At 67.6% G+C, this 14,591-nt stretch carries 13 protein-coding genes; 5 read left to right on the top strand and 8 right to left on the bottom strand.

Annotated elements, in window-relative coordinates:
- Positions 1 to 51 precede the first annotated feature (51 nt).
- Complete coding sequence (locus V5F63_RS02055) at positions 52 to 678, top strand: hypothetical protein (RefSeq protein WP_394101430.1); 627 nt, start codon at positions 52 to 54, stop codon at positions 676 to 678.
- A gap of 23 nt (positions 679 to 701) precedes the next feature.
- Here the strand turns inward: V5F63_RS02055 and lldD are convergent, their stop codons facing one another.
- From lldD to V5F63_RS02040, 3 genes are all read right to left on the bottom strand, one after another.
- Positions 702 to 1,877: an FMN-dependent L-lactate dehydrogenase LldD gene (gene lldD / locus V5F63_RS02050; protein WP_209487477.1), complete on the bottom strand. Its 1,176-nt coding sequence runs from the start codon at positions 1,875 to 1,877 to the stop codon at positions 702 to 704.
- Complete coding sequence (locus tag V5F63_RS02045) at positions 1,874 to 2,641, bottom strand: FCD domain-containing protein (protein WP_394101429.1); 768 nt, start codon at positions 2,639 to 2,641, stop codon at positions 1,874 to 1,876. The genes lldD and V5F63_RS02045 overlap by 4 nt, the downstream gene beginning before the upstream one ends.
- A gap of 131 nt (positions 2,642 to 2,772) precedes the next feature.
- Complete coding sequence (locus tag V5F63_RS02040) at positions 2,773 to 3,696, bottom strand: cation diffusion facilitator family transporter (RefSeq protein ID WP_209487475.1); 924 nt, start codon at positions 3,694 to 3,696, stop codon at positions 2,773 to 2,775.
- Between the two features lie 262 nt (positions 3,697 to 3,958).
- Between V5F63_RS02040 and V5F63_RS02035 the strand changes: the two genes are divergently transcribed.
- The 4 genes from V5F63_RS02035 (at position 3,959) to V5F63_RS02020 (ending at position 7,990) form a co-directional block, all read left to right on the top strand.
- Positions 3,959 to 5,197 carry an ABC transporter substrate-binding protein gene (locus V5F63_RS02035; protein WP_209487474.1) on the top strand — a complete coding sequence of 413 codons (1,239 nt, stop codon included), beginning with the start codon at positions 3,959 to 3,961 and terminating at the stop codon, positions 5,195 to 5,197.
- 96 nt (positions 5,198 to 5,293) lie between these two features.
- Positions 5,294 to 5,914 carry a helix-turn-helix domain-containing protein gene (locus tag V5F63_RS02030; RefSeq protein ID WP_394030863.1) on the top strand — a complete coding sequence of 207 codons (621 nt, stop codon included), beginning with the start codon at positions 5,294 to 5,296 and terminating at the stop codon, positions 5,912 to 5,914.
- A gap of 212 nt (positions 5,915 to 6,126) precedes the next feature.
- Entirely contained in the window at positions 6,127 to 7,212 is a 1,086-nt protein-coding gene (locus V5F63_RS02025; protein ID WP_394101428.1) for an Ldh family oxidoreductase, read from the top strand.
- 124 nt (positions 7,213 to 7,336) lie between these two features.
- Positions 7,337 to 7,990: a pyridoxamine 5'-phosphate oxidase family protein gene (locus V5F63_RS02020; protein ID WP_394101427.1), complete on the top strand. Its 654-nt coding sequence runs from the start codon at positions 7,337 to 7,339 to the stop codon at positions 7,988 to 7,990.
- Here the strand turns inward: V5F63_RS02020 and uxuA are convergent.
- The 5 genes from uxuA to V5F63_RS01995 all read right to left on the bottom strand — a co-directional run bounded on the left by uxuA (position 7,969) and on the right by V5F63_RS01995 (position 14,584).
- The gene (gene uxuA / locus V5F63_RS02015) at positions 7,969 to 9,186 is read right to left on the bottom strand and encodes a mannonate dehydratase (protein WP_394101426.1); all 1,218 of its coding nucleotides are present in this window, start codon (positions 9,184 to 9,186) and stop codon (positions 7,969 to 7,971) included. The two genes, V5F63_RS02020 and uxuA, sit on opposite strands and share 22 nt — an antisense overlap.
- Before the next feature lie 592 nt (positions 9,187 to 9,778).
- The gene (locus tag V5F63_RS02010) at positions 9,779 to 10,993 is read right to left on the bottom strand and encodes an ABC transporter substrate-binding protein (protein ID WP_209487469.1); all 1,215 of its coding nucleotides are present in this window, start codon (positions 10,991 to 10,993) and stop codon (positions 9,779 to 9,781) included.
- A 25-nt stretch (positions 10,994 to 11,018) separates the two neighbouring features.
- Entirely contained in the window at positions 11,019 to 12,500 is a 1,482-nt protein-coding gene (locus V5F63_RS02005) for an FAD-dependent oxidoreductase (protein ID WP_394030875.1), read from the bottom strand.
- 36 nt (positions 12,501 to 12,536) lie between these two features.
- Positions 12,537 to 13,745, bottom strand: a complete 1,209-nt coding sequence (locus V5F63_RS02000) for a CaiB/BaiF CoA transferase family protein (RefSeq protein WP_209487467.1) — start codon at positions 13,743 to 13,745, stop codon at positions 12,537 to 12,539.
- The gene (locus tag V5F63_RS01995) at positions 13,742 to 14,584 is read right to left on the bottom strand and encodes a citryl-CoA lyase (protein WP_394101425.1); all 843 of its coding nucleotides are present in this window, start codon (positions 14,582 to 14,584) and stop codon (positions 13,742 to 13,744) included. The genes V5F63_RS02000 and V5F63_RS01995 overlap by 4 nt, the downstream gene beginning before the upstream one ends.
- Between the last annotated feature and the right edge of the window lie 7 nt (positions 14,585 to 14,591).

Raw genomic sequence — 14,591 nt, 5'->3', positions numbered from 1 at the left:
GCCAAGCGCCCTTCCCTATGGGTTGGCGATCAACCTGCGCGGGAGGACCTCATGTCCGGAACGCATCGCCGGAACCGGGTGACGCCCTTCGGCACGTTCGAGGCGGTGGCCGAACGCGGCCTGTTCATGGGCAACCGAGGCAATCTGCGCCGGCCGGACGGCACGCAAAAAGGCTGGCACGCGCGCGGCTGGGTGTGCTGCGTCACCTCCTTCCGGGGCCGGCGGATCGACCTCGACGATCCGCGCCGCTACACGCCGCTCTTCTTTACGGACGAGGCCGTCGCCCTCGCCGCCGGCCACCGGCCCTGCGGGGAATGCCGGCACGCGGACTATCAGGCCTTCAAGATGGCGTGGCGCCGGGCGTTCGGGCTCGTTGACGATGCGCCCCTCACCGCCGGGGACATGGACCGGGCGCTGCACGCGGCCCGCATCCGCCGTGGCCGTCAAACGACCTTCCGCGCCGCCCTGCACGATCTGCCCGCCGGCACCTTCGTGGCGCTGGACGACCGGCCGGGCGAGGCCTTCCTGGTCGATCACCGCGCGCTCCACCGCTGGAGCCAGGCGGGCTACGGCCCGCCCCTCCCCGTGCCGGGCACAGACGGCACCGTGCTCACGCCCCGACCCACGGTGGCGGTGCTGCGCGCCGGCTATGCGCCCCGGCTGGCGGCGCGGGGATAGAGCCAGCCCAAGGCCGCGCCCTCTCACTCCGCCGCGGCGGAGAGGTGCTTGAGCGGCTGCTCCACGTCGCGCACGAGGCTCTCGCGGGAGATTTCCGAGAGGTTGCGCGCGCCCGTGAGGGTCATGGCCACGCGCATTTCCTTGGCGAAGAGGTCGATGAGGTTCTCCACGCCCTTCTGGCCGTGGGTGGCCAGCGCATAGACGAAGGCGCGGCCCAGCAGCACGCCGTCCGCCCCCTGCGCCACCATGCGCACCACGTCGAGGCCCGAGCGGATGCCGGAATCGGCGAGGATGGCGAGGCTCCCCTTCACCTTGTCGGCGATGGGCGGCAGCGCGCGGGTCGAGGAGAGCACGCCATCGAGCTGGCGGCCGCCATGGTTCGACACCACGATGCCGTCGGCACCGAAACGCACCGCATCCTCCGCGTCCTCCGGATCGAGAATGCCCTTGATGACCATGGGCCCCTTCCAGAACTCGCGGATCCATTCCAGATCGCGCCAGCCGATGGCAGGATCGAAATTGGCGCCGAGCCAGCCCACATAGTCTTCCAGCGTGGTCTTGTGGCCGCGATAGGCGGAGACGTTGCCGAGATCGTGCGGCGTGCCCATCAGGCCCACGTCATACGCCCACATGGGATGAAGGGCGGCCTGCACCATGCGGCGCACGGCGGCGTTGGGGCCGGACATGCCCGAATGGGCGTCGCGGTAGCGCGCGCCGGGCACCGGCATGTCCACGGTGAAGACCAGCGTGCGGATGCCCGCCGCCCAGGCGCGCTCCAGCGCATTCTTCATGAAGCCCCGGTCCTTCAGCACATAGAGCTGGAACCAGAAGGGCTTCTCCACCTGCCCGCGCACCTCCTCGATGGGGCACACCGAGACGGTGGAGAGGGTGAACTGGATGCCCTTGCCGAGCGCCGCCTTCGCCGCCTGCACCTCGCCGCGCCGGGCGAACATGCCGCACAGGCCGATGGGGGCCAGCGCCATGGGCATGGCGAGGTCTTCGCCGAGCAGCGTGGTGGAGAGATCCACCTCGCCCACGCTGCGGAGCACCCGCTGGCGCAAAGCGAGCAGCGTGAGGTCCGAGACGTTGCGGCCGAGCGTCGTCTCCGCATAGGCCCCGCCGTCGATGTAGTGGAACAGGAAGGGCGGAAGGCGCCGACGGGCGGCTTCGCGATAGTCCGAGGCGGAGGAGATGATCACGGCGTCAGGTCTTTCTCGGTTTGGCGTTGGGCGACGCGGGAGGCACGACGGCGGCGCGCCGCGTCGTCCTCGATCCCGCGCAGGGTGTCCTCGACGAATTCCAGATGCAGCAACGCGGCGGTGCGCGCCTCTTCGGGCCGGCCCTCGATGATGGCGGCGGCGATGGCGCGGTGCTGGTCGTCCAGCGCCTGCGCGGTGCTGGGGATGAGGTAGAGCTTTTCGAGGCTGCGCGAGATGGAATGGCGCAGGAGGTCGAACAGCCCCGCCATCACCTGCCGCATGACCGCATTGTGCGAGGCTTCCGCCACCGCCATGTGGAAGGCGGAATCGGCTTTCGCCTGCGTGGCCGCATCGGTGGCGCCGGCGGAAACGACATGCTCCAGCGCCGTGCGCAGGCGCGCCTTGTCCTGCGGGCCGGCGCGCAAAGCGGCATGATAGGCCATGTCCGCATCCAGCGATTTGCGGATCTCCATCACGTCGTGCCAGTAGCCCGGCTCCCCCGCCGCCGCCAGCGGCGCCAGCGCGCCCGCGAACGGCGCTCCGGCGAACGACGTGTCTGCATCCGTGGGTGGCGCCACATAGGTGCCCCCGCCCCTGCGGGTCACCAGCCGGCCCCGGCTCGACAAATGCCGGATGGCCTCGCGGAGCTTCGGCCGCGACACGTTCAGCTCCGCCGCCAGCGCCCGCTCGGCCGGCAGGCGCGCGCCGGGCTGGAGGCCACGTTCGGCGATGAGGGCTTCGATGGTGTCGGTCAGGTCGGCCAAAGGGCGGCTCCCGCGATAGGGAGATATTGGTCAGTCCAATATGCTCTCTGGCGCCGGAAATCTCTATGACTGGAGATTGGTCAGGCCGCAAGCGGAATTTTGGCCTGACCAATTTGCGCGCAATGCCGGCCTCAGTCCGCCCATTCGGGATCGGTGGTGAAGGCGATGGTCAGCCAGCGGTCGGGCGTGTCGCTGCCGATGGCGGCGCCGATCTCGTCGCGGATCACGTCCCACTCTTCCAGCCGCATGGCCGGCCAGCCGCGCGGGACGATGAAATAAAGCTCGATCTGCCGCCCTCGCCCCACCCGCGCGACATAGGAGCGGAAGGAGAGGAAGCCGTAGCGCGCGACGATGCCGGCGGCGACCTGATCCACATGCTCCTTCAGCGCCGGCGGGGTGACGAGCAGGATGTCCGCCAGCGCCTGCTTCACCGTGGCGAACGGCAAAGGGATGATGACGAGGCAGACCACCGCCAGCGCCACCGGATCGATATAAGGCGAGATCCACGCGCGCGGCGTCCCCTCCACCGCGAAGCCGACGAGGAAGGCCACCAGCAGCGCCGCGGTCAGCCCCGCCGACATCATCCAGGCCTTGGCATCGAGCGCGAGGAAATCAGATCTGATCGTCCGGTTCGCGCGGCGCACGAACAGCGCCATTGCGAGCGCCACCGCCACGGTGATGACGGCGTAGAGGATCGCCTGGTCGAAATCGAGCGGCCGCCCGCCGGACATGACGCTGCCCACCGCATTGATGAGCGCATAGACCGACGCGCTCATGAGCAGGATGCCGTTGAGGCCGAGCACCATGGGCTCCAGATGCCAGAAGCCCATGGTGAAATGCGCGACGAAGCCCTTCGCCGGCGTTCCGGGCGCGGTGGAGGTCGCGATGAGGCGCGCCACCACGAGGGCCAGCACCGTCATGCTGGCGTCGGTCATCGCATACACGCCGTCGAACACGATGGCGTAGGAGCCCGACATCAGGCCGAACACGATGCCCAGCAGCGCCAGCAGCAGGGTGACCCCGATGGATATGCGCAGCACCCCCTGCTCGGTCATCCCGCCCCTCCCCCGCCCGTGTTCGGACGCCACACTATCGCGCGCGGGCGCCAGCCTGAAACCGCCCTGTTCAAGCCGGCACCGCGCGGCCCGGCGCCGCGCCACGTCAGAGGCGCTTCCGTTCCGGCTTAAAAATGCGCTATAAACAATTTTGTTCTGTATGCAAATTTTCGTTGACGACATGCGGGATTCGCAAAAAGATCGCGCCCGTCCAGGCCGGCCAAACGCCGGAGACGCATCAATGCGCAAGATGGGGACTCTCATGATCGCGAACACGCTCCGCTCACAAGCAAACACATGGTGGTCCCGGCTTGCCATCGCGGCAGCGATTGCGCTGCAGGTAAACTGCGCCGCCGCCGAGCCGCAGGTGAGCGGCGACGCGGTGAAGATCGGCATTCTGAACGACCAGTCGGGCCTCTATGCCGACCTCGCCGGCCCCGGCTCGGTGGAGGCCGCGCGGATGGCCATCGAGGAGTTCGGCGGCACGGTCCTCGGCAAGAAGATCGAGCTGGTCTTCGCCGATCACCAGAACAAGGCGGACATCGGCGCCGCCAAGGCGCGGGAGTGGTTCACCAAGGACGGCGTGGACGTCATCGCCGACTTCTCCAACTCGTCCGTGGGCTTCGCCGTGCAGAGCCTGGCGAAGGATCTGAACAAGATCGCCCTCATCACCGCCGCCTCCTCGGATTTCACCGGAAAGGCCTGCACCGAAACCTCCGCGCAATGGGTTTACACGAGCTATTCCAATGGCTTCGGCCTGGCGAAGATCATGGCGGCTGCGGGCTATGACAGCTGGTTTCTCGTCACCGTCGACTATGCCTTCGGCCATGCGTTCGCGAACGATATCCGCAAGGCGGTGACGGCAGGCGGCGGCGCGGTGCTGGGCGAGGTTCGCTTTCCCCTGAACTCCGCCGACATGAGTTCGTTTCTCCTTCAGGCGCAGAGTTCCAAGGCCAAGGTCGTCGCCTTCTCCGCCGCCGGCAGCGACATGGCCAACGCCATCAAGCAGGCCGCCGAATTCGGCCTGAACCAGCAGAAGACCCTCGTGGCGCCGGCGGTTTTCCTGACCGACATCCACGCGCTCGGCCTCGACAAGGCGAACGGCCTGCGGTTCATCACCGCTTTCTATTGGGACCGGAACGAGGCCACGCGCGCGTGGTCCCAGCGGTTCTACGCGCGCCGCAACGCCATGCCCACCATGACGCAGGCCGGCGTCTACTCGGCCGTACGGCACTATCTCAAGGCCGTGGAAGCCGCCGGAACCGACGATGCAAAGATCGTGATGGCGAAAATGAAGGACCTGCCGGTCGATGACATGTTCAGCCAGGGCGGGAAAGTCCGCGCCGATGGCCTCATGGTCCACGACATGTATCTCGTCGAGGTGAAGAAACCTTCGGAATCCAAGGGTCCCTGGGACTATTACAGGATTATCCAGACCATCCCGGGCGACCAGATCTTCCAGCCCCTGTCCGAGAGCGCCTGCCCCCTCGTGCGATCCTGATCGCAGACGGCGCCGCCACCCCGGTGGCGCCGTTGGCCTGCTTGCGCTGGAATTGAAGTTTCTCTACATGCATCAGGGAGAGCATCCGAGGGCGGAATGGACCAGGTACGCTTTGTCGCTCGCCAGATTGGCCAGCGTATCCGCGGGGCGCGGTCCGCGCGCAAGATGACCCTGAAGGAGCTCGGCGAGAAGAGCGGCCTGTCGGCGGCCTTCCTGTCCAGGATCGAGCGCGGCGAGGCCGCGACATCCATCGCCAACCTGATCGCCATCGCCACATCCGTCGATATCCCGCTGCGGGATCTGTTTGAAGAAAACCAAAGCGTGGCGGCCGTCAAAGGCTACAACATCTTCCGCAAGTCGGACCGGCAGAGCGGCCAGCTTCTGGAAGCGAATGGCTATCAATACCATTCCTTGTCTTCGACGGTCCCCGAGCCTCTGCTGAACACCTTCCTGCTTGAATTCCCGGTCACGAACGAGTCTTCGGTGAGCCTTCTGACCCACGAGGGGGAGGAAGTGCTGTACATCATCGAAGGCCGGATCGAGTTCCAGATCGGAAGCGACAGCTTCGTGCTGGAAGAAGGGGATTGCGTTCATCTCAAGGGCGACCGCCCGCACATGGGCCGCAACGTTGGCACCGGCCCGGCGCGCATGCTGATGGTGGTCACGCCGTCCCACGCTGTGGAGCACCAGGCCGAAAGCGCGACCCGGGCGGATTGATTCAATCGGGCCGGCGACCGCGCTTCGCAAGAGAATGAGAACGCGCCGTAACGCGCGCGTTGGAACAGGCCGGGGCAGGACACGGACCGGCGCAAAAAGCAGACATCGCCGGCATATTGATTTGCACCGTATGCAAATATGTGCACGATGCACTTCGCGCCCGGCCATTCCGGGCGCGGATCGATGAAGCCGTGAAGGATGGGAATTGACCGATGACCGATGCCGTTCGGATGTCGCTGGAAGAGGTTCATGCCGCGGCCAAGGCTGCGATGCTCGGTCAGGGATTTGCCGAGAACCACGCATCCGCCATCGCCAACACGGTCACGGCGGCCGAGCGCGACGAGTGCCGCCATCACGGCCTCTTCCGCCTGCCCTTCTATGTGAACGGCCTGCGCTCCGGCCAGGCCTCGCCGGACATCGAGCCGGTCCTGACCGAGCTGTCGCCCAGCGTGATCAAGGTGGACGCCGGCTATGCCTTCTCGCCGCTCGCGCTTGAGACCGGCGACGCGCCGCTTGCCGAACGCGCCAAGGAATTCGGCATCGCCGCCCTCGCCGTGACCAACGCGCTCAACGTCGCGGCCCTCTGGCCCGAGGTGGAGCGGCTGGCGGTCCGCGGGCTGGTCGGCTTCGCCTTCGTCTCCTCCAGCCCCTACGTCGCGCCCGCGGGCGGCATGAAGCCCCTGTTCGGCACCAACCCGATGGCCTTCGCCTGGCCCCGGCTCGACAACCCGCCGATGGTTTTCGACCAGGCGTCGAGCGCAAGCGCCCGAGGCGAGATCCAGCTGCGCCTGCGCGACGGCGAGGCGCTGCCCGATGGATGGGCCATCGACAACGAGGGGCGCCCCACCAACGATCCGCAGCAGGCCCTGCTCGGCGCCCAGCTGCCGTTCGGCGGCTTCAAGGGCTCCAACATCGCCTTGATGGTGGAGCTTTTGGCCGGCCCGCTTCTCGGTGACAAGATCAGCTTCGAGCAGGCCGCGCACGACAAGGCCAATACGGGCGCCCCCTGCGGCGGCGAGCTGGTCATCGCGATCGACCCGGCGAAATTCGTCGCGGGCGGTGATCGCGCGGCGCAGCTGCGGCATGCCGAAACCCTTTTCTCCCGGCTGCTGGCGCAGGATGGCGCCCGCCTGCCCTCCGGCCGGCGCTATGAGGCGCGCAGGCGCACCACGGCCGAAGGCGTCATGGTGCCCCGCTCGCTCGTCGCCTCCATCGAGGCTTACGCCGCAGGTCGGCAGGTGACAGAACGCGCCACCTATGAAGGCGATCACATCACCGCCGGCGCCGCATCGGCATAGAGCGCGATCCGACCGGATTGAAACAATCCGGTCGGTGAATCGCCCGCTAACTTAATGATAGAGAACGCGTTATCCGATCTGATTGCGAGGCAATCGGATCGGCGCGTGCTCTAAGGAGCTTGAGATGAGCGAGATCCAGCCCACGGAGCGAACGAAAATCCGGCGGCGGCCGGAGCGCGGCGTGTTCGACCGCGCGGCGGTCTATGCCATCATCGACGAGGCCCTGGTGGCCCATGTCGGGGTCAGCGTGAACGATGAGCCCCGGGTCATTCCCACCGCGATCATCCGGGTGGGGGACCATGTCTACATCCACGGCAGCCAGAGCAACCAGCTGCTGTCCACCCTCGCGGGCGGGGCGCCGGCGTGCATCACCATCACGCTGGTCGATTCCATCGTGGCCGGCAGGTCCGGCTTCGGCATGAGCATGGACTATCGCTCGGTGGTGATCTTCGCGAAGGCGGAGGTGGTTGAGGACATGGCGGAGAAGGAGCGTCTCGTGGCGGCCTTCATCGAGGACATCCTGCCCGGCCACGTCGTGCGCCCGCCGAAGGCCAAGGAACTGAACGCGACCGTCTTCCTGAGATTTCCCATCGAGGAAGCCTCGGCCAAGATCCGCGACAAGGGCGTCGTGGACCCCGCCGACGACATCGCGCTGGATCTGTGGGCGGGCGTCATTCCGCTCCGGATGACCGCCGGCGCCCCTCGGAACTGCAAGGACCTGAGGCCCGGCATCGAAACACCGGACTATGCCAAGACCTACGCCCGGCCGAGAGGCTGAACCGGCCCGACCTCCGGGGGATGCCCCAGCGCGTGCAGAATGCCGCGCAATTCCGCCAGCCCCCGCATGCGCCCGATCGCCGGATAGCCCGGCGTCACGGTCTTTCTCAGATCGTCGAGCATGCGGTGCCCGTGATCGGGCCGAAAGACGATGGTCTCGCCGGGCGGCCGCTTCAGGTCTTCCTGTATCAGGCCCTTGAGAACACCAACCATGTCGGTGTCGCCGTCGAGATGCGCGGATTCATGGAAGCTGCGCGGATCGGCCTCGCGGCGCGTGTTGCGCAGGTGGGCAAAATAGATGCGCGGGCCGAAACGGCGGATCATCCCTTCCAGATCGTTGTCCGCGCGGGCGCCCAGGGACCCGGTGCAGAAGCACATGCCGTTGACGGGCGAGGGGACCGCATCGAACAGGGCGGCATAGTCGTCTTCCGTCGATGCGATGCGCGGCAGCCCGAACAGGGGGCGCGGCGGATCATCGGGGTGAAGCGTCAGCTTGACCCCGAAGCTCTCGGCGGCGGGCACGACGGCTGCAAGAAACTCGATCAGATTTCGGCGCAGCCGAGCGGAATCGATGCCACGATAGTCTTTCAGTTTCTCGCGAAACCCGGGAATCGTCATCGATTCAGTGGTCGAGCCGGGCAATGCGCTGGCAATGTTGCGCGCGATTTCCGCCTCGGCGGCGGCGTCCATCGCCTCATAACGCGCGCGGGCCTGCAGGCGTTCTTGTTCGCTGTAGTCGCGCTCGGCGCCCGGCCTTTGAAGGATATGCAGATCGAAGGCGGCAAAGGCCTCGAATTCGAAACGCATCGCCGTCGCGCCGGTGTCCGTGACGTAATCAAGCTCGGTGCGGCACCAGTCCACCACGGGCATGAAATTGTAGCAGACGATCTTGATGCCGGCCTGCCCGACGCTTTCGAGGCTGGCAATCCACGCCTCGATCTCGGCGGACGCTTCGGCGCCGCGGCGCTTGATGGGGTCGGGAATCGGGATGCTCTCCACCACCGACCAGGACAACGGGGCGCGACCGGGCGGCGTCGTCTCGATCAGGTTGCGCCGCGCCTCGACCATTCCTCGGGTCCACACCTCGCCGATCGGCACCTCATGAAGGGCGGATACGACGTCGGTCGCGCCAACCTGGCGCACCTCGTCCAACGTGACCGGGGCGTCCGGCCCGAACCATCTCCAGCCCTGGCGCATGCGTTTCTCCCGTGATGCTCGACTGTCGGCGTCGCTGCCGAATGTTCTTGGGGCTAGACGGCGCGGCAGCAGCCGCAGTGCCAGGATTTCCCCCTCGGAAGCTCGAAGAGCTGCATCCCCGACGGGGTCCGCCGCGTCGTGGGCGCATGCCTCCCGGTCGCCGATGATGGCGGAGCGGAGAGCGGATTGAGCGTCATTGAGTCATCTTCCGAACGCCTGGATTGAAATACTAATATACTAGTTGATGGAAGGTGCCAATTCGGCCGCCAACGCCGTCGCGGCGCAGACACGCGTCGACGCGGCCTTGCTGCCCCAGATCGAGCGCGTGTTCCGAGAGTTCGAGGGGTGCGGGGCACGCAAGGTCCGGCGGCAGATGGTGCGGGCTCTGCGGAGATCGACGTTCGAAGCCATGACGAGCCGAGCGAGCCGGATGTGACATGCCCATGTCGGGACCGCCGATGAGGTCGGCGCCGCCGTCTTCCCAAGATCGACATTGGGTTTGCCCGTCCTTGCACCCCGCCGGATCGACGGGGTGCAATTCCAAAACGGCGGGAAGGGCCAGCGCCGAACCGGGCCTTGAAAGCCGACCTGCCTACATTTTCTTCACCAGCGGGCATTCGCTTTCGGCGAGGGGACGGAAGGCCTTGTCGCCCGGCACGGTCGCCGCGAGCTTGTAATAGTCCCATGGCGCCTTGGATTCCGCCGGCGTCTTCACCTGGAACAGGTACATGTCGCGGATGACGCGGCCGTCCTCGCGGACCTTGCCGTCCTTCGTCATGAAGTCGTTGACGGGCGTCTCCTTCATCTTCGCCATCGCAGGCCCGGCCGCATCCGTCTTCGCCGCCTTCACGGCCTTCAGGTAGTGCGTCACGGCGCCGTAGACACCGGCCTGGTAGAAGGTGGGCATGGCCTTGCGCTTCTCGTAGAAGCGCTTGGCGAAGGCGCGGGTGCCGTCATTCATGTCCCAGTAGAAGGGCGCGGTCAGGCGGATGCCCTGCGTCGCCTTCAGCCCGAGCGCGTTGACCTCCGTTTCGGCGAGGAGGAGCGCCGCGATGGTCTTGCCGGATTCCGCAAGGCCAAACTCGGCGGCCTGCTTGATGGCGTTCTGCGTGTCGAGGCCGGCCGTGGCGAGGGCGACGACCTCGGCCTTCGAGCTTTGGGCCTGGAGCAGGAAGGACGAGAAATCCGGCGCATTGGCCGGCATCCGCACCGAACCGTAGACCTTGCCGCCGGCCGTCTGGACCACCGCGCTGGTGTCGCGCTCCAGCGCGTGGCCGAAGGCATAGTCGGAGGTCAGGAAGAACCAGTTCTTCAGGCCGGAGGCCACCACGGCATCACCGGTCACATGGGCCAGCGCGTAGGTGTCATAGGTCCAGTGGATGCCGTTCGGCGAACAGGCCTTGCCGGTCAGGTCCGAGGAGGCGGGAGAGGAGAAGATCGCGATGCGATCCTTCTCCCGCGTGATCTGCTGCACCGCCAGCGCCACGGCGGAATTCGGCACGTCCATGATGGCGTCGACGCCGTCCACCTCGTACCACTTGCGGGCGGTCGCGGCGCCGATGTCGGCCTTGTTCTGGTGGTCGGCGGAGATGATCTCCACCTTCGCGCCCTCGATGGGTCCGAAGTCCGCCACCGCCATTTCCGCAGCAAGGATGGAGCCGGCGCCGGTGGAGTCGGACAGCTGGCCGGACAGGTCTGTCAGGATGCCGATCTTCACCACGCCGTCCGAATAGGTCTGAGCCCGGGCGCCGGCGAGCGGCAGGGCAATGGCCACCGCGCATGCGGCCGCCAGCATCGTCTTTTTCATTGTTGTCCTCCCTCTTGTATCTGGTTCAGAGCGCCGTCTTCAGGCGTGGTGCGAGGCGGGCCGCGGCATCGAGGCCGGCGAGACGGCCGAACACGGCGCCGCGCAGCACGGAGGTCGAGCCCGTATAGACCTGGTGATAGAGACCGACGGTCTCGCCCGCGGCGTAGAGGCCGGGGATGATCTTTCCATCGCCATCCAGCACCTGGGCCGAGGCGTTCACCTTCACGCCGCCGAAGGTGAAGCACGCGGTGGAGATGATGGGATAGGCGCGGAACGGCGCCGTCTCGATCCGCCGGCACCAGTGCGACTTGCGGGGCTCAAGCCCCGTGGTCGCCCGGTGGTCGATGGCGAAGGGCGTGAAGTCGCCGCCCTCGTCGGGACAGGCGGCATTGAAGGCGGCGATGGTGTCGAGGGTCTCGCCCGGCAGCCCCAGCTTTTCCACCAGTGCTTCCAGCGTGGGCGCCTCCACCGCCGGAACATCCGAGCGGATGGAGGTGCGCCAGCGCGGGATGTCCTCCACCTTGGCGTCGAAGATGACCCACGAGATGCCGCCCGGCTGGTCGGCGATGGCCCGGCCGATATTGTCGTAATGGGCATCCACCGTGCCGGGCGCCTCGTCGAGGAAGCGCCGTCCGTCGCGGTTCACGAGCACGCCATAGGGATAGATGAACACCACCGCCTCGGCCTGGAGCGAGCGGGGATCCACCGGCTCGGCGTGGTAGGAGCCGAACTCGCCGGCAGGCGCGGCGCCCGCCTCCAGCATCATGCGGATGCCCTCGCCGCGATTGTAGTAGCCGCCGCGGGCCACGGGGCGGATGTTGGCCGCCTTCTGGCCGATGTAGCGCGTCATCATCTCCGGGTTGCCCTGGAAGCCGCCAGAGGCGAACACGGTGGCGCCTGCGCGGATTTCTTCCCGCCGCCCGTCCGGGTCGGTCACGGCAACGCCCGCCACGCGCCCGTCAGCATCGCGCAGCAAAGCGGTGGCGGTGGTGCGGAAACGCACCTCAGCGCCGAGCCGCTTCGCCTCGGCCATCAGCCGCTCGATGAGCGCGAGGCCGCCCCCCTGCGCGGCGATGCGCGTGGTGTTCTGGGTGAGCAGGTAGATGGGCTGGGGGCCGAACTTCAGGCCGAAGCCCTTCAGCCAGGCGATGGTGGGCGGCACCTCGGCGGCAAAGGTGGAGATGACCTCGGGGTCCGGGAAGGGATGGGCCTTCACCACCGCCGGCCAGTCCGCATAGGCGCGGGCCACGTCGGTCAGCACGTTGGGATCGAGATTGGGGCCGGCATTCGCGGCGAAATGCTCCTCGAAATCGTCGGAGATCTCGCTGTCGTTCTTCATGCGCATGTAGGCTTCGGTCCAGCGCGTGTTGCCGCCGAACTCCTCTTCCGGCGCGCGCTCGAGCAGCGTCACCGAAAGTCCGCCTTCCAATGCGGACACCGCCGCGCTGAGCCCGGCGATGCCGCAGCCCACCACAAGGAGGTCCGGGCCTTTTGCTGTCGTTGGCATGTTCTCCTCCCGGAGTTTGATTGTCGTTGTTCGGCTTCAGCGAGACGCGGTGACGCCCATGGCCACCACGCCGTCGCGCGCCAGGGCGGCGATGGTGTCCGGCGCGTAGCCGAGGGCTTCGAGCACGTCGGCCGTGTCGGCTCCCACCTCCGGCGGATCGCTGCGCAGCGAGAGGTCCGCCTCGGCCATATGGATGGGCAGGCGCGGCAGGCGCGTTTCCACGCCGTTGGGCAGGCGCGTGGGCATCAGCCCGCCGGTCGCGGCAAGATGGGGATCGTGGAACAGATCCTCCGGCCGGGCGATGGGCGCGAAGGGAATGCGCGCCTTCTCACACAGCGCCACCGCCTCGTCCTGTGTCAGCGACCCGAACAGGCAGGCAAAACACGGCAGGATGCGTCCGCGGGCGGCGACCCGGCCGTTATTGGTGGCGAGGCTGGCGTCGGCCAGCATGTCCTGCCAGCCGACCAGCGCGCAGAAGCGCTGCCAGTGCCCATCGGTGGTGATACCGACGAAGATCTGTCGCCCGTCTTTCAGCGCAAAGGGCTCGTACACAGCCCAGGCCGAGACGCGCTCGGGCATGGGCGGGATGGGCTCGTTGGTCTGCGCCGCATAGGCGAGATGCTGGCCCATGAGGAAGACGGTGGTCTCGAACAGCGCCGCCTCCACCACCTGTCCCTCACCCGTCGCCTCGCGCTCGCGCAGCGCGGCGAGGATGGCGATGACGGCGAACATGCCGCCGGCGATGTCCACCACCGATGTCCCCGCCCGCAGGGGCCGGCCGCTCGGCCCGGTCATGTAGGCGAGGCCGGACATCATCTGCACCACCTCGTCGAGGGCGAGGCGATGGGCGTAGGGACCATCGAGGAACCCCTTCAGGCTGGCATAGACGAGCCGGGGGTTGAGGGCGGTGGCCGCCTCCGCATCGAGGCCGAGACGGCCCATGGTGCCGGGGGCGAAGTTTTCCACCACCACGTCGGCGCCCTTGATGAGGCGGTGGGCGATCTCGCGGCCCGCATCGCTCTTCAGGTCCACCGCCAGCGAGCGCTTGTTGCGGTTGAAATAGCCGAAATAGCCCATGCCGAAGCCCTGGAGCTGGCGGGTGGGGTCTCCGCCTGGAGCGGGCTCGATCTTCAGCACGTCGGCGCCGAGATCGGCGAGGATCATGGCGCAGGACGGGCCCATGACCGTGTGCCCGAAGTCGAGCACGCGGATCCCGGCAAGGGGCAGGCGCTTCTCACGGATCATGGCGTGGTCCCTCCCGCCGAGGCGGTGGTCCGGGGAAGCGCACGCGGCTCCGCTCCGTCGTAGGTGTAGGCAATCCCCGGCGGCATCGGCCCCTTGATGCGGCCGCCCTGCGCCTTCTGCTCCATGGCATGGGCCAGGATGCCCACCGAGCGGGAAAGGATGAACAGCCCGCGCCCCTCGTCCGGCGCGAAGCCAAGTTCCGACAGGACCACGGCGGTCGCCCCGTCGATATTCATGGGCAGGCGCTTGCCCTTGGCGGCGGCGAGGGCCTCCTCCACCGCGCGGCCGATGGCGGCGAAGCGGCCCCCGACGGCGCCGCGCGAGGCGGCATCATCCACCAGCGACAGCAGGCGTCCGGCGCGCGGGTCCACCGGATGAAAGCGATGGCCGAAGCCCGGCACATGCTCGCGCCGCAACAGGCGGGCGCCGATCTCGGCACCGGCGGCGGCATTGAGGGCGATGCCGTGTCCGGCCCGGCCATCGACGGCGGCGTACAGCTCCATGCATTGCTGGCCCGCGCCGCCATGGACGTCGCCCAGCGCATTGACGGCCGACGCCATGGCGTTGTTCACGCCCACGCCGCAGGTCATGGCCATGCGGGCGATGGCGATGGAGGGCGCCTGCGGGCCATGGTCCACCGCCGCCACAAGCACCGCGCCGAGCAGCGCCGCTTGATCGGCGCTCGGCAGGTCGCCGCGCAGCATCAGCCAGATCATCTCCGGAAAGGAGACGGCGCCGATGAGGTCCTCGATGGCGTAGCCCCGCACACGGATGGTGCCGGGCGCGATGTCGATGATGGCGGTGCGCCACCACTGGCCGGGATCGGGAGAGGATGCCACGGCGCGC

It is taken from the genome of Xanthobacter wiegelii, assembly GCF_043193855.2.
Taxonomy (GTDB): Bacteria; Pseudomonadota; Alphaproteobacteria; order Rhizobiales; family Xanthobacteraceae; genus Xanthobacter; species Xanthobacter flavus_A.
Note: the sequence above shows the minus strand (reverse complement) of the source record. Positions and strands in the feature narration are given on the sequence as shown.

Bases quoted from the DNA above. Each gene is read 5' to 3' on its own strand.
- V5F63_RS02040 (WP_209487475.1), bottom strand. From the start codon at position 3,696: ATGACCGAGCAGGGGGTGCTGCGCATATCCATCGGGGTCACCCTGCTG.
- V5F63_RS02025 (WP_394101428.1), top strand. From the start codon at position 6,127: ATGACCGATGCCGTTCGGATGTCGCTGGAAGAGGTTCATGCCGCGGCC.
- V5F63_RS02055 (WP_394101430.1), top strand. From the start codon at position 52: ATGTCCGGAACGCATCGCCGGAACCGGGTGACGCCCTTCGGCACGTTC.
- V5F63_RS02020 (WP_394101427.1), top strand. From the start codon at position 7,337: ATGAGCGAGATCCAGCCCACGGAGCGAACGAAAATCCGGCGGCGGCCG.
- V5F63_RS02000 (WP_209487467.1), bottom strand. From the start codon at position 13,745: ATGATCCGTGAGAAGCGCCTGCCCCTTGCCGGGATCCGCGTGCTCGAC.
- uxuA (WP_394101426.1), bottom strand. From the start codon at position 9,186: ATGCGCCAGGGCTGGAGATGGTTCGGGCCGGACGCCCCGGTCACGTTG.
- V5F63_RS02010 (WP_209487469.1), bottom strand. From the start codon at position 10,993: ATGAAAAAGACGATGCTGGCGGCCGCATGCGCGGTGGCCATTGCCCTG.
- V5F63_RS02005 (WP_394030875.1), bottom strand. From the start codon at position 12,500: ATGCCAACGACAGCAAAAGGCCCGGACCTCCTTGTGGTGGGCTGCGGC.
- V5F63_RS02030 (WP_394030863.1), top strand. From the start codon at position 5,294: ATGGACCAGGTACGCTTTGTCGCTCGCCAGATTGGCCAGCGTATCCGC.
- V5F63_RS02035 (WP_209487474.1), top strand. From the start codon at position 3,959: ATGATCGCGAACACGCTCCGCTCACAAGCAAACACATGGTGGTCCCGG.